We start from the raw sequence: 20949 nt of genomic DNA on the forward strand, positions 1-20949 counted from the left end.
GAATCATTGTTAATGGAAACTAACATGTCAGAAATTAGCCGTGCCGTGCTTTTCGGCAAACTGGATACGCTGTTATTTACCTCTCTGGAAAGCGCGACTGCCTTCTGTAAGCTGCGCGGCAACCCGTACGTTGAGCTGGTGCACTGGCTGCATCAGCTGATGCAGCAGCAGGATGGCGATCTGCAACAGGTCATCCGTCACTTCGCCCTTGATGAACAGCAGCTGACACGCGATATCGTGGCGGCGCTGGATGCCCTGCCGCGTGGCGCGAGTTCCGTGTCTGATCTTTCCGAGCATATCGACAGCGCCGTCGAGCGCGCCTGGGTCTACGGCTCGCTGAAGTTTGGCGTCAGCCGCATCCGCGGCGGCCATTTGCTGATCGGCATACTGAAAACGTGGAATCTGGCTAATGTGCTGAAAAGCATTTCGGCGCAGTTCACCCGTCTTAACGTCGAGGTGCTGATCGAGCAGTTCGACGCCATTTGCGCCAGCAGCAAAGAGAGCCAGCAGGCCGCCGCCGCTGCGGACGCGCCTGCCGGGGCAGTACCGGCTGCGCAGGGCACGCTGGCGCAGTATGGTCAGGATCTGACGGCGCGCGCCCGGGAAGGGAAAATCGACCCGGTTGTGGGGCGCGATGAAGAGATCCGCCAGATGGTCGATATTCTGATGCGTCGTCGCCAGAACAACCCCCTGCTGACCGGGGAAGCCGGCGTCGGGAAAACGGCGGTGGTGGAAGGGCTTGCGCTGCGTATCGCTGACGGCGACGTGCCGGAGCCGCTGCAAAACGTTCAGCTGTGGCTGCTGGATATCGGCATGCTTCAGGCCGGCGCGGGCATGAAAGGGGAATTTGAGGCGCGCCTCCAGGCGCTGATTAACGAGGTGCAGTCCAGCGCCACGCCAATTATTCTGTTTATCGATGAGATCCACACCCTGATTGGCGCTGGCGGTCAGCAGGGCACCGGCGATGCCGCTAACCTGCTCAAACCTGCCCTGGCGCGCGGGCAACTGCGCACCATCGGCGCGACCACCTGGGCGGAATACAAAAAATACATTGAGAAAGATCCGGCGCTGACCCGCCGTTTCCAGACCGTACAGGTTCACGAGCCGGACGAAGCCAAAGCCGTGCTGATGCTGCGCAGCACCGTGTCGCCGCTGGAAACTCATCATCAGGTTTTACTCCTCGACGAAGCGGTCAGCGCGGCGGTGAAACTGTCGCATCGCTATATTCCTGCGCGTCAGCTGCCGGATAAAGCGGTGGCGCTGCTGGACACCGCCTGCGCGCGCGTGGCCGTCAGCCAGAGCGCGCCGCCTGCCCAGTTGGAAGACTGTCTGCGTCACCTGGCGGCCCTGGACGTGGAGCTGGAGATTGCTGAACGCGAAGCGCGCGTGGGGGCGGGTGATCCGGCGCGTGTGGCGGCCTTAACCGCCGAACGTGACGCGTTCGAAACCCAGCGCGAAGCCCTGGCCCGTCGCTGGGAAGAAGAGCGCACGCGGGTGCAGGAGATTATCCTTCTGCGTGCCGCGCTGTTTGCGGCGGGTGATGAGGATACGGCTGAACTGCGCGGCCAGCTGGCAGAACAGCAGCAGGCGCTGAAGACCTTACAGGGTGACGAACCGCTGCTGTTTGCCGCGGTGGATGAGAACGTGGTGGCTGCGGTGGTCTCAGACTGGACCGGGATCCCGCTGGGCCGGATGGTGAAAAATGAGATCGACGCGGTGCTGAATCTGGCCGACACGCTGAACCAGCGGGTTATTGGTCAGCGTCACGGTCTGGATCTGATTGCCCGTCGGGTAAAAACCTCGCGGGCGAAGCTTGACGATCCGAACAAACCGGTCGGCGTATTCATGCTCTGCGGGCCATCCGGCGTGGGTAAAACTGAAACCGCGCTGGCGCTGGCGGAGTCGCTTTACGGCGGCGAGCAGAACGTCATTACCATCAACATGAGTGAATTCCAGGAAGCGCACACCGTTTCGACGTTAAAAGGTGCGCCTCCGGGCTATGTGGGCTATGGTGAAGGCGGCGTCTTAACCGAGGCCGTGCGCCGCCGTCCCTACAGCGTGGTGCTGCTGGATGAAATTGAAAAAGCGCACCCGGACGTGCACGAGATCTTCTTCCAGGTCTTCGACAAGGGCTGGATGGAGGACGGCGAAGGGCGTCACATTGATTTCCGTAACACCATTATTATTCTGACCTCTAACGTCGGCACCGACCTGATCGCAGCCATGTGCGCCGACCCGGAACTGATGCCGGAGCCTGACGCGTTAAGCGGCGCCCTGCGCCAGCCGCTGCTGGAGGTGTTCCCGCCTGCGCTGCTGGGCCGCCTGCTGGTGGTGCCGTATTACCCGCTGAGCGACGAGATGCTGGGGCAGATTGTGCGTCTTCAGCTCAGGCGAATTCAGCGTCGTCTGGAAGAGAATCACAACATTATTTCTGAATTTGACGACAGCGTGGTCGAACAGATTGTTCAGCGCTGTACCGAGGTTGAGTCGGGCGGGCGTATGGTGGATGCGATTCTGACCAATACGTTGCTGCCTCAGATGAGCCAGATTTTACTTACCGCCAGCCGCAGCGACGAGCAGTACCGACGTCTGCATGTCACCTGCGAGCAGGGCGAGTTCCACTGTCAGTTTGCCGCGTAATAATCATCAAGAGAACTGTAAAAGATGACGGATAATGATAACAATCGGACTGTCCCAAACGCGCTCCCGGTCGGGTACCGTTTCAATGAGTTTGAGATAAAAGAGGTGATTGGCGGCGGCGGATTCGGCATCGTCTATCGCGCCTGGGATCACCAGCTCGAACGCACTATCGCTATCAAAGAATTTATGCCTTCCTCCCTCGCCGTGCGCGGCGAGGATATGACGCTGGTGCTGCGCAGCGAGCGCTTCGGCAAAGCGTTTTCTGCCGGTCTGAACAGCTTCATCCAGGAAGCCCGCCTGCTGGCGCGCTTTAACCACCCGAACCTGCTGCACGTACTGCGTTTCTGGGTGCAAAACGACACGGCCTATATGGGGACGCTGTTTTACAGCGGTACCACGCTGTCGCGTCTGCGCGAAGAGAAACCGGAGCTGATTAACGAGGCGTGGATCCGCCGCATGCTGCCAATGCTCTTCGGCGCCATCAAAACGATCCACGACGAGGGTTATCTGCACCGCGACATCTCGCTGGATAACATTCAGATTCAGGATAACGGCCTGCCGGTGCTGCTCGATTTCGGATCGGCGCGCCGCACCATTGGTAATCTCTCGGATGAGACGGAAACCATGCTGCGTCCGGGCTTCGCGCCTATCGAGCAGTATACCGACGACAATGAAAGCGAGCAGGGGCCGTGGACGGATATCTACGCGCTCGGCGCCGTATTGCGCACCCTCATCGTCGGCTCTCCGCCGCCGGTCAGCGTGGTGCGTTCGATTCAGGATACCTGCAAACCGCTGGTGGAGCTGATGCCGCAGGGCTATTCCATCCCGTTGCTACAGGCCATCGACAAGGCGCTGGCGCTGCATATGGAAGACCGTCCGCAATCCATTGAGGAGTTCGCGGCGCTGATCGAGATGCCCGTCGCCGGTATCGACGAGGTGCTTACCGCGAAGAAGACCGGCACGATGCTGGTGCCGGTGGAAGAGGAGACATCTGCTTCCGCGCTGGACTGGCGACGTTACAAGCTTCCGGGGCTGGTGGCCGCGGGCGTGCTGGTTGGGGTGGTTGCCGGTGCGATGCTGTTCGGCGGCGACAGTCAGGAAACGCCAGAGCAGACGGCGCAAACGCCTGCCGTGAGCCCTCCGGCTGAGACCTCCGCCCAGGCGGAAACCAGACCGGCAACGGCAGACGTGAGCGAGCCGGTTGCGCCACCTGCTACGGCGCAGCAGAGTGCGCCGCCTGTCGACGCCAGCCCGGTCGCGCTGGTCTACATCCGCATGCTTGATGGTGAGACGCTGAAGGTGAACGGCGAGTCTAAAGCGCTGCGTCCGGGCAATAACGGTTACGCATCGCTGAAATTGCCTGCGGGCGAGACCCGCATTGAACTGGAAGGCAATGGAAGAACGCGTACCCAGACGCTGGATATTGCGAAGCCAGGCACCTGGCTGGTGAATCCGTAAGCCTGCGGGTAACAGGACGGAGCGAATGTATAACATCAAGTTTGTCTATCTGTTCCACGAGAACGTCTCGCCAGCGCTGTTTGCGAAAATAATCCGCCCGTCCGTTGCCGGACAGTGGATTATGTCGGTTCCCGACCATTCGCTGCGCTCGCTCTTCACGCGCTACGATCTGCTGCGCACGATCACCGGTGCGAATCCTTATCAGTCCGGGCGCGATACCCGCACGCTGATCGCGCAGGATTTAGAGATGGGCAGAGTGGTTGCCATTGACGAAAGTTTTCGTGACTGGTCATCAGTAACGGAAATTTTTTACATCAATGCCAAAGGGCAACTCCAGGCTGCCTCGCTGGTCGGCCTGGGCTGGTATCCGGTGAGTACGATTGTCGACCGCTACGAAACCATGGTGAGAACGTACGGATCTCGCCCTGCGCCAACGGTACTGCCAAAACAGGTGGTGAAATCTAAAACGGCACAGTTGCCGGATGAACCTACTCCGGGCAAGGACGGTAAAACCTATGCCGGGCAGCTTCAGAAGATGACCAAAGCAGAGCGCTGGCAGGCGCGTAAAGATCTGATTGCGAAGGGGAGCAATAGCCTTTATCCGGATGCCCAGATCGCCGCGAAGCGTCTGGCGGCGAATAATATCGCGGTGGAAAAAGCGAAGCTTGCGGAAAATATTTATAAGACCGTGAACCCGCTGGAAACCACACCGGGCGTGCCGGAGGGGTGGACAGATATCAGTAATGACGATGCGCTGTTAGGAAAGTTCGGGCTGAACAAATCAATGCTCTTTGACGATGATACGTCCCCCAATTTTCTGGCGCGCGTCTATCAACCGAAGCCGGAAGTGTTTGGTACAGATATGAACCCCACGCTGGTATTCAGGGGATCGCGCGAGCCTGGTTTCGCCTCTCTGTCTGAGAATGTCTCCTCTTTACTGACCAAAGGGGAGCTGGCGCCGGTGGTAAACGGGGCTGACTGGTCGAATAACTTCTCACAGGGCATGGGTATGGCTTCAGATTATTATAAAAAGGCCGTGAGTATCGGTAAGGAGCTGGCAAGGTCAGGCCAGAATATTGATATTGCCGGTCATTCCCTTGGCGGTGGCCTCGCCTCTGCAACCTCTATGGGCAGCGGAAAAGCGGGGTGGACGTTCAACGCCGCCGGCCTGAATGCCGGAACCGTAGAAAAATACGGCGGCAAGATATTAGGCAGTACGGATAATATCCAGGCTTATCGGGTTGAAGGTGAGCTGCTGACGAAGATTCAGGAAGTTAACCCCTGGGAGGATCTGAAAACGATGAAAGGGCATGTCCCTTCGTGGATCCTCAAAGAGGAAATCTCTGCGCTGAGCCCTAATGCTGCCGGAATACCCCACGATCTTCCCGGTGGAACCGGAAGCGCGCTGGACCGCCACGGGATTAATCAGGCGATTGATTGCATAGAGCAACAGAAGGACGAGGATATTTCGATAATCGGGAGTCGATTGTGAAAAAACGGTTGATGGCTTTTGTCGCGTTATGTTTTTTATTCATGATTCAGGGGTGTAAGCAGGATATGGACCTTAATCCACAGGACTACTTCAGCGGTCAGCAGCTTGAACTGGCGAAAGCGATTGAAGAAGGTGATGTCGACGCGGTGAAGACGCTTGCACCAGAAAGCGATCTTAATAAACCGGGAAAGCAGGATATGACCCTGCTTTTTTGGGCCATCGGCAACGCGATTAATGATAAAAAAACATCGCCCCATTTAAAGGTGATTACGTTGCTTGTTAAGGCCGGCGCAGATCCGCTCCAGCCTCGACCGCAGGGAAAAAGCAGCCCTGCCGAATTTGCCCTGAAGGGGGACAGCGCAGACTGGATCAACGCTATGCTGGACGGTGGCCTTTCGCCCAATGTGAAAGATAAGGTCTTCCACGAACCCATCATCTTCCAGTCGCTAAAAGCGAAAAATACAGAGACGCTGGAAGCCATGCTCGATAGCGGAGCTGACGTCAATGCAACCAATTCACTGGGTAAAACGCTGGTGTTTGATGCGCTGGATAACCAGGCTTACGATCATGTCTTGTTACTGCTCGATCGTGGAGCGGACCCGTCAGTTAAGGCTAAAAATGGCTGGTCAATGAGCAATGCGCTTGCGGACGCGCTGAGTGGACTTGATCGAGGCAGTGAGCAATACGAGAAGTTAAACGAAATAAAAGAGAAACTTATTCAGAAAGGGGGCGTGTGGCCACCTGCGCCGGTTAAGTGATTGCTCAACTTTCATGAAAGCCAGAGATAAGGTTTTTTCCGGAGTTTCCATTAGCCTGCACTCTTTGGATTTATAAAAACGAAAGTTCGTACCTCCAGACAAATCAACCCAGCATTGCATCAATCCAAAACCACCTCGTCGAAATTAGCTTTACGTTCATAAACGTTCCCAGCATAAACCATTACGGAATAAAGATTATGCTCAACCGAATTACCGTCCAGCTCCCGGTCGAGGGGCTGCTCTTCTGGAAACTCTCCGGCCGCGAAGCGATGTCCGAGTCGTTCGCGCTGACGCTGACCCTGCTTGGTACGGACGCGCGCATTGACCGCAGCAAGCTGCTGGGCCAGCCGGTCACGGTGACCATCCCCACGCAGAACCTGCTCACCCCCCGCTATATCAACGGCAAGGTGACGCGCGTGGCGGTGAGCGCCGTGGAGCTGACGGGCACCCGCTACGCGGTGTACCAGCTGACGGTGGAGCCGGACCTGTGGCCGATGAAGCGCGACCGTAACCTGCGTATCTTCCAGGGCCAGACGGTACCGCAGATTGTCAAAACCCTGCTGGGAGAGCACCAGGTTAACCTCGAAGACAAACTCACCGGCAGCTACCGCGTGTGGGACTACTGCGTGCAGTATCAGGAATCGAGCCTGGACTTCATCAGCCGCCTGATGGAGCTGGAGGGGATTGCGTACTACTTCAGCCACGAGGCGGACAAGCATACCCTGGTACTGACCGACGCCGCGACCCAGCACCAGCCGTTCAGCGGCTATGAGGTCATTCCTTACCATCAGACGCCGTCCGGCGGCAGTACGGATGAAGAGGGCATCAGCCAGTGGGCGCTGGAGGACAGCGTCACGCCGGGAATTTACAGCCTCGACGACTATGACTTCCGCAAGCCGAACGCGTGGCTGTTCCAGGCGCAGCAGAACCCGGCGTCCCCGAAACCGGGCAGCATCGACGTGTACGACTGGCCGGGCCGCTTTGTGGAGACAGGCCATGCGGAGTTCTACGCCCGCATCCGTCAGGAGCGCTGGCAGGTGGAGCATCAGCAGATTCAGGCGACGGCCACGGCGGCGGGCATTGCGCCGGGCCACATCTTTACCCTGACCAACGCGCCGTTCTTCAGTGACAACGGCGAGTATCTGGTGACGGCGGCGGGTTACCACTTCGAGGAGAACCGCTACGCGAGCGGTGAGGGGGAAACCATTCACCGCACCGATTTCACCGTTATCCCGGCGTCGGTGTCCTACCGTCCGGCGCAGAGCACGGCGTGGCCGCGCACCTACGGCCCGCAGACGGCGAAAGTCGTGGGACCGCAGGGGGAAAGTATCTGGACGGACAAATACGGCCGCGTGAAGGTGAAGTTCCACTGGGACCGTCTGGCGAAGGGCGATGACACCAGCTCCTGCTGGGTGCGCGTGTCGAGCGCCTGGGCGGGCCAGGGCTACGGCGGGGTGCAGATCCCGCGCGTCGGCGATGAGGTGGTGGTGGACTTTATCAACGGCGACCCGGACCGTCCGATTATCACTGGTCGCGTGTATAACGAAGCCAGCATGCCGCCGTGGGCGCTGCCTGCTGCCGCGACGCAGATGGGCTTTATGAGCCGCACCAAGGACGGTTCCGTGGACAACGCCAACGCCCTGCGCTTTGAGGACAAGGCGGGCGCAGAGCAGGTGTGGATCCAGGCCGAGCGTAATATGGACACCAGCGTCAAGAATGATGAAACGCACACCGTTGGCGGCGCGCGCAGCCATTACGTGAAGAAAAATGAGCTGCATCGCGTGGAGGCTAATCAGATCCAGGCGGTGAAAGGCGGAACCGAGATCCTGACGGGGAAAGGCAAGCTGGATGCAGCGGTGGAGCAGTATGTTATTGCTTCCGGGACGAAGCTGCGGCTGGTCTCGGGCGAGAGTGCTATTGAGCTTAACGCTAACGGCAAAATTAACCTGATCGGCAAAGAGTTCAACTTCTTCGTTGAAGGGGACGGCTATATCACCACGGGCGGCAAGCTGCACCTGAATACGTCGGGCACCCAACCGGGCACAACGGCGCCGGGGTCAGGGCATAAAGGGGATATTGATGCGGCGGTGCAGGAGAAATTTACGCCCCCGGAAGAGTAACCGCTTTCTGTCTGCCGCCGGGTTGTCCGTGGCGGCACGTAAAACCCTTTAGCAATTTTAGACGCGAGTTCACCGATGAAATACACCCTCCAGGAAGGTTCCTTTACCCTTTTTCCTGCCGCCTGGCAGGACAACAGCATGAACATCATTCGCGATGACGAAAGCGGGCTGTCCGTGGTGGTCAGCCGCGGCGTTATCCCGGATGGCAGCGACTACGAACAAGAGTTTCACCGCCAGTGGGACGTGCTGCGTCCTCAGATGGGTGAGATCGCCCAGAGCGAATTTCAGCACGTAAAAGCCGGGCCTGACGGAAAAATTAACGGGCTGGAAGTTGAGACCACCTTTGACCGTAACGGCCAGCGCCTGTGGCAAAAACAGCTGGCCGTGCAGACGCCGGGCAAACCGGTACTGATAATTTTTACCCTCTCGGCCTTAAAAGCCTTTACGGAAGAGGACGAGGCGCGCTGGAGCGCACTGAAGCAGAGTCTGACGCTAAACGACAACCGGAATGTGTAAGGCATGAGCGATAACAACGCGGCCCGTAAGGGCGACGAGATTATTCACTCCAGCATTTTTGCTGATATTACCAGCATTGTGGCGGAAGGTGCCGCCTATGCGGTGATTGGCGCGGCGGTGGGCGCGGCAGCGACCGTCGCGGCCCCACTGCTGGGAGCCGGGGCCGCAGCAGCAGGCGTGGCGGCGATTGGATCCAGCTGTCTGTTGAGCGGCATTATCGGCGGGGTTCTGGCGAACGTCGCCGGGATCACCGACGATATCAGCAACGCCGCTGAAGGGCTGGGTAACGCGCTTTTCCCGCCGTCGCCCGCGGGCAAAATCACCACCGGTTCGAGCAATGTTCTGACAAATAAACTTCCCGCTGCACGCGCCGCCGGGACGTTAACCCCTGCCGATACCCCGTCCCCTGAGCCGCAGTCGCCGGGCAGCTTTGCCGACTACGCGGGCATGCTGCTCTCCGCTGCCGGACAGTTCGGCAGCGAGATGTGGCAGCCGAGCGTCGCCTCTGCCGCCGCAGGGACCTCGCCGCTGGAAGAAGACAAGGTGGCGTGTGATAAACACTCCGGGCCGCAGTATCTGGCGGAAGGCTCGAAAAGCGTCTTCATCAACGGACAGCCTGCGGTGCGCGCAAAAGATCGCACCACCTGCGAGGGCACCGTTTCCGACGACGTCTCCCCGAACGTGATCATAGGCGGCGACACGCTCACGGTCCGCGATATCAAAAGCGGTAAAACGCCGGGTCTGGCGCTGGGGATGATTGCGCTCTCCCTGCTGCGCGGGCGGCCAGGCAAGATCCTGAAAAACATGCCCTGCGCGCTGGCTGCTGCCGGTGGCGGGATGCTGGCGGATATGGCCGTCAACGCCGTGTTCGGCTCCTCGCACCCGGTTCACGCCGCTACCGGCGTGAAGGTGCTGAATGACGACGACGAACTCGATTTCTCGCTGCCAGGGCGCTTTCCGCTGCGCTGGCAGCGCAGCTACAACAGCCTGACCACCCGCGAAGGGCTTTTCGGTCTGGGCTGGGCTACCACCTTTGACAGCTATCTGGCGCTGGAAGAAAACAACGCCACCTGGTTCGATGAAACCGGGCGCGAGCTGAGCTTTGAACTGCCGCCGGTCGACCGCGCGTTTTACAGCATCAGCGAAGGCATCATTATCCGCCGCAATGAGAGCGGCGACGTGGCGATAGCTGACGATGACGGCGCGGTGTGGCGTCTGTATAAACCGACCCGCGCTAACCCCTCCATCCTGCGCCTGGCCTCCCTCAGCGACGAGTACGGCAACGCGTTGCTGACGGAATGGGATGAGCACGGGCGGCTGGTCGGTCTGCACGATGAGCCGCGAGCGATCGATGTCACCCTGCGCTATGACGATGAACGTTTCCCGCAGCGCGTTACCGCTGCCAGCCATTTTGACGGCAACCAGACATGGCCGCTGATGCAGTGGGGGTACGACGCGCGCGGCCAGCTGGCCAGCGCAACGGATGCCTCCGGCGTGGTAACCCGTGAATACCGTTATAACGATGATGGCCTGATGGTCTGGCACCGTCTGCCGGGCGGGCTGGAGAGCGAATACCGCTGGCAAAAATTCGACCACTGGCGCGTGGTGGAAAATCGCACCAGCACCGGCGACGGCTGTCGCTTTACCTACGATTTAGCCGCCGGGCTGACGACCGTCGATCACTACGACGGTCAGACGCGAAAGCATTACTGGAACGCGCAAAACCTGATTGTTCGCTACGTTGACGAGCGCGGTGAGAACTGGCGCTACGAGTGGGATGACAACGAACTCCTCACGCGTCGCATCGATCCGCTGGGTAATGCCGTTACCTTCGTCTATGACGAGATGGGCAACCGGGTGCAGGAGATCGACGCCGACGGCAATACCCGCACCACCACCTGGCTGGAGCACCGTGCGCTTCCGGCGTCCATCATCGAAGCCGACGGTAGCGCCACCCGGTTCCTGTATGACGAACATCACGGGCTGAAACGCGTGGTGGATCCGATGGGGCAGACCACGCTGCTGCGTCGGGACGAGTTTGGTCAGGTTGTGGAAGAAGTTGATGCCGCCGGGAACAGCCGCTACCAGGAGTACAACGAAGCCGGGCAGATGGTGCGTGCGACGGACTGTTCTGGCCGCGTGACACAATACCGTTATCATCCGCTGGGCTGGCTGGTGGCTGAGATAAGCGCCGACGGCGAAGAGACGCGTTACCGCTACGACGCCGCGGGGCGTCCGGTGCAGCTCGACCGATCAGAAGGCTGGACCGAGTCGCTCAAATGGAACGAACGTGGTCTGCCGGTGAAGCATGCGGGCGCCGACGGGAAAGAGAGCGAGTTCAGATACGACGAGGCAGGGCGCTTAACCGCCACCCGCAATACGCAGGGTGAAGAGGTGCGCCGCCGCTGGGACAGCCGCGGGCGTCTGATTGCCCTGGAAAACGAAAACGGCGAAGCGTACCAGTTCCGCTGGGGCGCAGACTCGCTGCTGCTGGAAGAGGTGGGACTCGATGGCGTGGCCTCGCAGTATCGCTACGATGCCTGCGGACGTACGATAGCGCGCACCTTTGCCGCCGGACATCCGGAGGCCATCACCCACGCTTTCGCCTGGAGCGCGAGCGGCCAGCTGGTCGCCCGCACCACGCCGGAAGGGCAGACCCGCTACCACTACACCCCGTCCGGCCTTCTGAGCCGGATTGGGCTGCATCCCGCGCTTTCAGCCGATGCCTGGAGTGCCGAGGCCGAGCAGGAGCTTGTGTTTGAGTATGACGCGCTCGGGCGCGTCACGCGCGAAACGGGCGAGCACGGGGAGCTGGCGTGGGAGTATGACGCGCTGGGTAACCGCACCTCCGTCACGCTGCCCGATGGCCGGGAGCTGAAACAGTTCTACTACGGCAGCGGGCATCTGCTCAGCATCGCGCTTGATAAGCTGTCGGTCTCCGACTTTACCCGCGACGAACTCCACCGTGAAACCAGCCGTACGCAGGGGCTGCTGACCACCCGCAGCGAATACGACCGCCTTGGCCGACTGCATCGCCGGGACGTCTTTACCGGCAATGCCCAGCGCCCGTCGCCGCGCCGCTGGTCCCGCCGCTGGGATTACGACTATCGCAATAACCTGGTGCGGGAAGAGCGGGACGATAACCCGTTCAGCTGGTACCGCTGGCAGTATGACAGCGCCGGACGTCTGCTGGTTCAGGACGGCACGCTGCCCGGCCAGGAGCAGTGGCGCTGGGATGCTGCCGGTAACCCGCTCGAAGGCTCTGCTGAGAAGGTCACGCACAACCGCCTGACGCAGCTGAACGGCATTCGCTGGCGCTATGACATCCACGGCCGCACCGTGGAGAAGGATAACGGCCAGACCCGCTGGCACTACCGCTACGACGGCGAGCACCGCCTGACGGAGGTCATCAGCCAGCCGCGGGACTGCAACAGGCCGCAGACGCAGGTCAGCTTCCGCTATGACCCGCTCGGGCGACGCATCAGCAAAACGCGACGCCAGATGCTGGGCGGACAGCCAACCGGCAAGCCGGTCACCACCCGGTTTGTCTGGGAAGGGTTCCGGCTGTTGCAGGAGGTGCACGGAGATGTGCCGCTCACCTACGTCTACAGCGATCAGGACAGCTACGACCCGCTGGCGCGTATCGACGGCGTTGATGCCCCGGAAATCTTCTGGTTCCACTGCCAGCCCAACGGCACGCCGGAGCGGATGACGGATATCGAAGGGCAGGTGCGCTGGGAAGGCGTGAACAGCGCCTGGGGCAAACTGCTGCGGGAAAGCGAGACGCAGGTATCAGGATATTCCCAGAACCTGCGTATGCAGGGGCAATACCTGGACCGTGAGACAGGGCTGCACTACAATCTGTTCCGGTATTATGACCCGGACTGCGGACGATTTACGCAGCAGGACCCGATAGGGCTGGCGGGGGGGATAAACCTTTACCAGTATGCGCCGAATACGCTGGGTTGGGTGGATCCGTGGGGGTTGGCATTAAAGGGAGTCGACTTTACAGGAAGCCCAGATCTTTTCCCAATCAATGGAACAAAACAGAATATTGTATCTATTACAATGCAAGGAACTCGAGATAGAGATTTCACCGAGGCTTTCAAGGCAGCCGGTATTTCTAAAAGCGATGCAACTGGATATACATGGCATCATGTCGATGATTTTGACCCAGCCACAGGAAGGACAACAATGCAATTAGTAAAAACTTCTGCGCATGAAGCTACTTTCCCACATAAAGGCTCAGTCTCACAATTCGAGAAATATTTTGGTGTAAAATATGGTTCCCAAGAAGCCATTGCTGTTTCTCATTCTAAAGGCTGGTTGAAGGGGCGTGTCCCGAAAAAATTGCGTGCAAACTGTCATCAGTGAGGTATAACCTATGAACCATTTCAGTAACTGTGAAAAAAAGATTGGACGTGCAGATATTACTAAAACGGAAGAGAAATTATCTATTACTCTTCCGGATGATTTCGTTTCACATTATCTGCAATTTAATGGTGGCACTCCTGAGAAAAGTTGGTGGGACGGTGATGAAGATTTTGAGCCAGTAGAGGTGGCAGGGTTTAAACCGTTTGTTTATAATAGTCAGACAAATAATGACCCTAGATCTTTAATCGACGGTTGTTATATCAGCATGTTGGATAGGGAAGTGATTCCTAAAAACCTGCTTCCTTTCGCAAATGATTGGGGAGGGAATTTCTTCTGTCTAGATTTAGACAATTACTCAATAGTATATTTTGCTACAGATTCTTTTGATGAGGATTTGACTATGCAAGAGAATCACATAAAACTTCAAAGATATCTGACAAATTCATTTGCCAATTTTGTTAATGGATTAGTAGCAGAAGAAGATCTTTCTTAAAGAATATTTAAAAATTTAATCGATTTATTTACTTCGATTGCTGTTGTTTTGATATTCATATTTTTAATAAAGCTCTGTGACACAAATCATAGGGTTTTATTATAAAACAGCATGACAGGCTTGGTGGTATGAAAGCAGCTAGAATCCCATGTAGAATAAATCAGGTTAAAAAATGAAGATATCCCAGTTAGCAATACATAGGTTAAATAATATTAATTGGTTTGTTAATCTTGGTGTAGCAACGACACTCCCTGGTGTTATCCAGGCTCAGTCCCTTAGCTTATTTATAAAAGGCTTGAATAGCGATGAATGGGAAAGTGCCACCTTGGAGGCTGGTTATGAAATAACGGGCTATCTCGCAAAAAAACACACTAACAAATATCAATATTGGAACTCTTTGGTCAAAGAAGCTAAGAAAGTTGTGGAGAATGATATTATCCCAAAAATAATCTTCCCAGAGTCTGAGAAAGGATCAATGACTGAGAACTTAAAATGGGACCTTGTGAATTACTTGCTTGAAGATGCGTATAGTTCTTTACTACATGAGCCATTCGCTTTTGAAGGCTTAATTAATGTTTATGAAGCTGGGCATATGCCCTGTGGATGGTCAGGTACTTGGCCAGCGGGCAAACTAGTTATCTATTGATAGGACACGCGAAAAAAAATCCACGCCAAAGCGTGGATTTTTTTCATTCAAAACAAATCAAACGTTAAACAAGAAGTTCATCACGTCGCCATCTTTAACGATGTAATCTTTCCCTTCCGCACGCATCTTGCCTGCTTCTTTCGCGCCTTGCTCACCCTTGTAGGTGATGAAGTCTTCAAACGCGATAGTCTGCGCACGAATAAAGCCTTTCTCGAAGTCGGTGTGGATCTTACCAGCCGCCTGAGGCGCGGTCGCACCCACAGGGATGGTCCACGCACGCACTTCTTTTACGCCAGCGGTGAAGTAGGTTTGCAGGTTCAGCAGCTCATAGCCCGCGCGGATCACGCGGTTCAGGCCCGGCTCTTCCAGACCCAGCTCGGCCATGAACTCTTCGCGGTCGGCGTCGTCCAGCTCAGCGATGTCGGATTCAACGGCAGCGCAAACCGCTACCACTACAGAGCCTTCAGCCGCAGCGATTTCACGCACTTTGTCCAGATACGGGTTGTTCTCGAAACCGTCTTCGTTAACGTTGGCGATGTACATGGTTGGCTTCAGGGTCAGGAAGCTCAGGTATTTGATCGCCGCTTTGTCTTCTTCAGTCAGGTTTTTCAGCGCGCGCAGCATGCCCGCGTTTTCCAGCTGTGGCAGACATTTTTCCAGCGCAGCCAGTTCCGCTTTCGCGTCTTTGTCGCCGCCTTTGGCTTTCTTCTGCACGCGGTGAATGGCGCGCTCGCAGGTGTCGAGGTCAGAGAGGGCCAGCTCGGTGTTGATGACGTCGATGTCGTCAGCTGGATCCACTTTATTGTTAACGTGGATAATGTTGTCGTTCTCGAAGCAGCGTACAACGTGGCCGATCGCTTCGGTTTCACGGATGTTGGTCAGGAACTGGTTGCCCAGGCCTTCACCTTTGGATGCGCCTTTTACCAGGCCCGCGATGTCCACGAACTCCATGGTAGTTGGCAGAATGCGCTGTGGCTTCACGATTTCCGCGAGCTGGTCCAGACGCGGATCGGGCATAGGAACAACACCGGTGTTCGGCTCGATGGTACAGAACGGGAAGTTCGCCGCTTCAATACCTGCTTTGGTGAGCGCGTTGAACAGGGTGGATTTGCCCACGTTTGGCAGACCGACGATACCGCATTTGAATCCCATTTCTAAATCACCTTAATATCTTGATAATCAATCCGTTAACGATAACCGATTGAAGAAAAGTAAATAACTACGCCTATTATACACGTAACCCGCGCGACGCGCGGTAAAAAAGCCCCAGGGCGCCGTTTATTGCGCTTTGAAAGCGTGCAGTCGATTGGTGGCTTTCGTCAGGCCGTCCTGAAGCCAAATCTCGGTGCAGCGGGCCGCTTCGTCCACCGCTTCGTCAATCAACTTCTGCTCAGAAACCGGGGGTTTACCCAATACGAAACCAACAACTTTGTTTTTATCGCCCGGATGGCCGATTCCCACGCGCAAACGGTGGAAATTAGGGTTATTACCCAGTTTGCTGATGATGTCTTTCAGACCATTATGGCCGCCATGACCGCCGCCCAGTTTGAACTTCGCCACGCCTGGCGGCAGGTCCAGTTCGTCGTGGGCCACCAGGATCTCATCCGGATTGATGCGATAAAACGTTGCCATGGCCGCCACGGCTTTGCCGCTCAGGTTCATAAAGGTGGTTGGCACCAGCAACCGCACGTCAGCACCCGCAAGATTGATGCGTGAGGTATACCCGTAAAACTTGGGTTCTTCACGCAGGGGAGCGCGCAAACGCTCCGCCAGCAGATCAACATACCAGGCACCGGCGTTATGGCGGGTAGCGGCATACTCTGCGCCCGGATTGGCGAGGCCGACAATCAGTTTAATCGTCACGATTTACTTCCTAATGGGTTCCAGATCTGGCGCGTAGTTTACTGTCTGGCGCGCCGCTTGACAAAGTTCTGCCTGCTGTACACCGAAATGCGAATAATTTCCTCTTTGAACAATTAGAATTTCAAGCTGTTCAATGTCTTATTTGTAAATTTTTGTCCGGGAGTGATCAGTAAATGTGATCATTCACGCAACTCATATAAGAGGCGTTGTCTATACTTTACACACAAGGAGAAGGGGCTTTTCCCCTGACAACCCAAAGTTCCGGAGGTGACATATGAAACGCAAAAACGCTTCAATGCTCGGTAACGTGCTAATGGGGTTGGGACTGTTCGTGATGGTCGCCGGTGTCGGTTATTCAATCTTAAACCAATTACCGCAGCTTGACCTCCCACAATACTTTGCGCATGGCGCGGTGCTGAGTATCTTCCTTGGTGCGGTATTGTGGCTCGCCGGGGCGCGCGTGAGCGGACATGAGGAAGTCTGCGATAAATACTGGTGGGTGCGCCATTACGATAAACGATGCCGCCGCGACCAGCGCAAGCATAGCTAGTGCCCCATAAAGAACACCGAAACGACTTCATCTGAAGTCGTTTTTTTTGCATGACGCATTGACCCTCACGTAACGTAAGGCTTCAGAGTAACGACACTGGCAGAACAAAAGGAGCCGTTATGTTGATACAGGTGGGTGAACTGGCGAAACGTGCCGGGATCACCGTGCGGACTTTGCATCACTACGAGCAAACAGGGCTGTTGTTACCTTCTGCCAGAAGCGCGGCAGGCTACCGGCTTTATAACCTGGCGGATGTGCAGCGTCTGCATATGATCCAGGCGCTGGCAAAAGCCGGACTGGAGCTTGCCGAAATCAGGGATTTTCTGGAACAGCGTTCGCTGTCATTAGCCGAATTACTCGACGGGCAAATCACTCTGCTGGACAAGCAACTGCGTAGCATCCATACGCTGCGCAACCGGCTGGTGGAATTGCGTACCGGGCTGACCGACGATGCGACGCCGGATCTGGAATCCTGGCTACAGACTCTGGAGTTAATGAATATGTACGATCGCTGGTTTAGCAAAGAAGAGTTGCAGCAACTGCCGTTTGCGGTAGAGAAAGAGGCGCTGGCGGATATCTGGTCGGGTCTGGTGACGGAGGTTAAACACTTGCTGGAACAGAACGTCAGCGTCACGGACGCGCGGGCGAGCGATTTGGCTTCACGGTGGATGGGACGCCTGGAGCAGGATACCGCAGGCAAACCGGAATTTTTGACCCGTCTGAACGAGATGCACAGCGTGGAGCCGCAGATGCAGGAGCAAACCGGCATTACGCCGGAGATAACTGATTACATCACGCGGGCGTTTGCCGAATCAAAGCTCAGCATCTGGGAGAAATATCTCACTGCCGAAGAGATGGCCTTTACCCGGGCGCACTACTTTGACCGGATGATGGAGTGGCCGCCGCTGGTGGCGAAGCTGCATCAGGCGCAGCGGGATAATCTCAGTCCCGCTTCTGACGATGCGCAAAAGCTGGCAGAAAACTGGCTGGTTTTATTCCAGTCCTATGCGGGAACAAACCCGCAGACCCAGCAAAAATTTCGCCTCGCCATGCAGCAGGAGCCGCATCTGATGAAAGGCACGTGGATGACGCCTGCCGTGCTTGAATGGCTCCAGCAGGCGATCGGGGTGATGATGCAAAGACGCGTCTCTGCATCAGATGACTCACAGATCCGCTAACGCAGCTTCACGGTTAGGGTAGAAGGACAATCGGCCAGGGATCGGCTGCACGCCCGCGCGCGCCATGGTGCGCAGGGGCTGGAATTCAAGGTTACTTATCCGCAGCTCGCAGCCTTCCGGCAGGCGGGCAACAAAGCGCTGGAAGGCATCCAGACCGCCGGCATCCAGCACCGGGACGGCATCCCATTTCAGCACCACAATCCGTTTGCCCACGATGCGGGATTCCAGATCGCTGAACAGACCTTCCGCCGCGGCGAAGAACAGCGGGCCAATCACGCGCAGCACCAGCACATCGTCAGGCATCTCAACGTTAACCGGGGAGAGACGCGTCATCTGCGCGATGCGGCGCATAAACAGCAGCGAGGCCAGCACAATGCCGACGCTGATGGCGATAACCATATCGAACAGTACGGTCAACGACATGCAGATCAGCATCACGATAATGTCGTCTTTCGGCGCACGGCGCAGCAGGTTAACCACCTTATGCGCCTCACTCATGTTCCATGCCACCATCAGCAGCAGCGCAGCCATGGCCGAGAGCGGAAGCCATGAAAGCAGCGGGGCAAGGATCAGCAGCGCCATGATCACCAGCAGGGAGTGAATGACCGCCGAAACCGGTGATGTCGCGCCCGCACGTACGTTCGCGGCGGAACGGGCAATCGCAGCCGTAGCGGTAATACCGCCGAAGAACGGTGCAACGATGTTCCCTAAGCCCTGGCCGACCAGCTCGCTGTTGGCTTTGTGCTTAGTGCCGGTCATGCCGTCGAGCACGACGGCGCAGAGCAGGGATTCAATCGCTCCCAACATTGCCATGGAGAACGCGGCAGGCAGCAGAGCGCGAAGGGAATCCCAGCTTAGGGTGAAGCTTGAGCCCGGCATGTCCCACGGCAGAACCAGCTGTGGCAGCAGCTGCGGAATGCCGCTGCCCTGTGAGCCGTCCGCCAGAACATAGTGGAACTGGGAGCCAATGGTGGCGACCTGTCCACCGAGCAGGTTGACAACGCCCATCACCGCGCAGCCCAGCAGCAGAGCGGGCAGATGCCCCGGGAGACGAATGCCTAAGCGAGGCCAGACGATAAGTGTGCCGAGGGTAACGATGCCAATGGCTGCATCGCCCAGGTTGGCCGTCGGCAACGCCATAAACAGCGCGCCCACTTTCTGTAAATAGTGCTCCGGAACATGGGCCATTTGCAGGCCGAGGAAATCCTTAATCTGCATGGTCCCGATGGTAATCCCAATCCCCGAGGTGAACCCCAGCGTTACGGAAAGGGGAATATATTCAATCAGGCGACCAAAGCGGGCCAGACCAAACAGAATTAAAAAGATGCCGGACATCAGGGTGGCAACCAGCAGGCCTGCCAGACCAAACTGTTGGGAAACCGGGTAGAGGATCACCACAAAGGCGGCAGTCGGGCCGGAGACGCTGAAGCGGGACCCGCCCGTCAGCGCAATCACAATCCCCGCAACGGCCGAGGTGTACAGCCCGTACTGCGGCGCGACGCCGCTACCAATCGCCAGCGCCATCGCCAGCGGGATGGCAATAATCCCGACGGTGATCCCGGCTATCAGGTCACGAACAAAGCGTGACGATGTGTATTTCTCTTTCCAGCAGGCGTCGATGAGGGCGCGAAAGGGCAGAACATGTGAGGAGGTTACGTTTTTCACAATTATCTATCATCCGTGTGCGCATCATCTGTCATGTGAATGGCAGGTGAAGGAGGCATAAGTCATACAAATAAATACTATAAACAAAAAAACCCGCCGTAGCGGGTTTTTTGGCCGTGTTCGATCAGTGTTCGAACATTGCAGAGATCGATTCTTCGTTGCTGATACGACGAATCGCTTCGGCCAGCATCCCGGACAGAGTCAACGTACGCACGTTTGGCAGCGCTTTGATCTCGTCGCTCAGTGGAATAGTATCGCAGACCACAACTTCGTCAATGACGGAGTTACGGAGGTTGTTTACCGCATTGCCGGAGAAGATCGGGTGAGTGGCGTAAGCGAATACGCGTTTCGCACCACGCTCTTTCAGCGCTTCAGCGGCTTTACACAGCGTACCGCCGGTATCGATCATGTCGTCCACCAACACGCAGTCGCGGCCAGCCACGTCACCGATGATGTGCATCACCTGAGAAACGTTAGCGCGCGGACGGCGTTTGTCGATGATCGCCATGTCGGTATCGTTCAGCAGCTTCGCGATAGCACGAGCACGTACCACGCCGCCGATGTCCGGAGAAACCACAATCGGGTTGTCCAGATTCAGTTGCAGCATGTCTTCCAGCAGGATTGGGCTGCCGAATACGTTATCAACCGGCACGTCGAAGAAGCCCTGGATCTGCTCTGCGTGCAGGTCAACCGTCAGTACGCGGTCAACGCCGACGCTGGACAGGAAGTCAGCGACAACTTTAGCGGTGATTGGCACACGCGCGGAACGGACGCGACGGTCCTGACGTGCATAGCCAAAGTAAGGAATAACAGCAGTGATACGGCCAGCAGAAGCACGACGCAGCGCGTCGACCATAACAACCAATTCCATCAGGTTGTCATTCGTTGGAGCACAGGTGGACTGGATGATGAAAATATCACCACCGCGTACATTTTCGTTAATTTGTACGCTGACTTCGCCGTCGCTAAAGCGACCTACAGCGGCGTCGCCGAGGGAAGTGTACAGGCGGTTGGCAATACGTTGTGCTAGTTCCGGGGTGGCGTTACCAGCAAAAAGCTTCATATCAGGCACGAGAAGAACCTCAGGCATGCGTCCAGTGGTGGATAGCGTTCGCCGCAAACTGCGGGGCCTAAGCAAACGCTATCCAGGCGGTGTATTAAAGAGCGCGATGCAACGTCTGGAACAGGGTGACGTT

Annotated in this window: 15 protein-coding genes; 11 read left to right on the forward strand and 4 right to left on the reverse strand. The window is 57.0% G+C overall.

What is annotated here, in order from left to right; translation table 11 throughout:
- Positions 1-24 precede the first annotated feature (24 nt).
- The 9 genes from tssH to SK54_RS11480 all read left to right on the forward strand — a co-directional run bounded on the left by tssH (position 25) and on the right by SK54_RS11480 (position 14497).
- Positions 25-2640 (forward strand): type VI secretion system ATPase TssH, encoded by a 2616-nt coding sequence (gene tssH, locus SK54_RS11440; protein WP_045330006.1) that lies wholly within the window; start codon positions 25-27, stop codon positions 2638-2640.
- 24 nt (positions 2641-2664) lie between these two features.
- On the forward strand, positions 2665-4098 hold the full coding sequence (locus tag SK54_RS11445; protein ID WP_032653898.1) for a serine/threonine protein kinase: 1434 nt from the start codon (positions 2665-2667) through the stop codon (positions 4096-4098).
- Between the two features lie 25 nt (positions 4099-4123).
- Positions 4124-5590 carry a hypothetical protein gene (locus SK54_RS11450; RefSeq protein WP_048247210.1) on the forward strand — a complete coding sequence of 489 codons (1467 nt, stop codon included), beginning with the start codon at positions 4124-4126 and terminating at the stop codon, positions 5588-5590.
- Entirely contained in the window at positions 5587-6348 is a 762-nt protein-coding gene (locus tag SK54_RS11455) for an ankyrin repeat domain-containing protein (RefSeq protein ID WP_072204304.1), read from the forward strand. Before SK54_RS11450 ends, SK54_RS11455 begins: the two co-directional genes overlap by 4 nt.
- A gap of 197 nt (positions 6349-6545) precedes the next feature.
- Positions 6546-8468, forward strand: coding sequence for a type VI secretion system Vgr family protein (locus SK54_RS11460; RefSeq protein WP_048247212.1), 1923 nt, complete (start codon positions 6546-6548; stop codon positions 8466-8468).
- 75 nt (positions 8469-8543) lie between these two features.
- Positions 8544-8984 carry a DcrB-related protein gene (locus SK54_RS11465; protein WP_023303865.1) on the forward strand — a complete coding sequence of 147 codons (441 nt, stop codon included), beginning with the start codon at positions 8544-8546 and terminating at the stop codon, positions 8982-8984.
- Between the two features lie 3 nt (positions 8985-8987).
- Positions 8988-13358 carry an RHS repeat-associated core domain-containing protein gene (locus SK54_RS11470; protein WP_048247214.1) on the forward strand — a complete coding sequence of 1457 codons (4371 nt, stop codon included), beginning with the start codon at positions 8988-8990 and terminating at the stop codon, positions 13356-13358.
- A gap of 10 nt (positions 13359-13368) precedes the next feature.
- A complete protein-coding gene (locus tag SK54_RS11475) occupies positions 13369-13851 on the forward strand; it encodes an SMI1/KNR4 family protein (protein ID WP_017384273.1) in 483 nt (160 codons plus the stop codon).
- Between the two features lie 172 nt (positions 13852-14023).
- Positions 14024-14497: a hypothetical protein gene (locus SK54_RS11480; protein ID WP_017384271.1), complete on the forward strand. Its 474-nt coding sequence runs from the start codon at positions 14024-14026 to the stop codon at positions 14495-14497.
- Between the two features lie 57 nt (positions 14498-14554).
- Here SK54_RS11480 and ychF read toward each other — a convergent pair whose 3' ends face one another.
- Both ychF and pth read right to left on the reverse strand, forming a co-directional pair.
- Positions 14555-15649 (reverse strand): redox-regulated ATPase YchF, encoded by a 1095-nt coding sequence (ychF, locus tag SK54_RS11485; RefSeq protein ID WP_010432886.1) that lies wholly within the window; start codon positions 15647-15649, stop codon positions 14555-14557.
- Positions 15650-15775: 126 nt separating this feature from the next.
- Positions 15776-16360: an aminoacyl-tRNA hydrolase gene (pth, locus tag SK54_RS11490; protein WP_006810922.1), complete on the reverse strand. Its 585-nt coding sequence runs from the start codon at positions 16358-16360 to the stop codon at positions 15776-15778.
- Positions 16361-16634: 274 nt separating this feature from the next.
- On the opposite strand from pth, the gene ychH reads away from it, so the two are divergent.
- Both ychH and SK54_RS11500 read left to right on the forward strand, forming a co-directional pair.
- Positions 16635-16910: a stress-induced protein YchH gene (ychH, locus tag SK54_RS11495; protein WP_003856655.1), complete on the forward strand. Its 276-nt coding sequence runs from the start codon at positions 16635-16637 to the stop codon at positions 16908-16910.
- A 119-nt stretch (positions 16911-17029) separates the two neighbouring features.
- On the forward strand, positions 17030-18088 hold the full coding sequence (locus tag SK54_RS11500) for a MerR family transcriptional regulator (RefSeq protein WP_048247215.1): 1059 nt from the start codon (positions 17030-17032) through the stop codon (positions 18086-18088).
- Here the strand turns inward: SK54_RS11500 and dauA are convergent.
- Positions 18074-19753: a C4-dicarboxylic acid transporter DauA gene (dauA, locus tag SK54_RS11505; protein ID WP_048247217.1), complete on the reverse strand. Its 1680-nt coding sequence runs from the start codon at positions 19751-19753 to the stop codon at positions 18074-18076. The genes SK54_RS11500 and dauA overlap by 15 nt on opposite strands.
- Positions 19754-19877: 124 nt before the next feature.
- A complete protein-coding gene (prs, locus tag SK54_RS11510) occupies positions 19878-20825 on the reverse strand; it encodes a ribose-phosphate diphosphokinase (protein WP_003856663.1) in 948 nt (315 codons plus the stop codon).
- Between the last annotated feature and the right edge of the window lie 124 nt (positions 20826-20949).

Source organism: Enterobacter sp. MGH120 (genome assembly GCF_001037725.1).
Classification (GTDB): Bacteria; Pseudomonadota; Gammaproteobacteria; order Enterobacterales; family Enterobacteriaceae; genus Enterobacter; species Enterobacter hormaechei_C.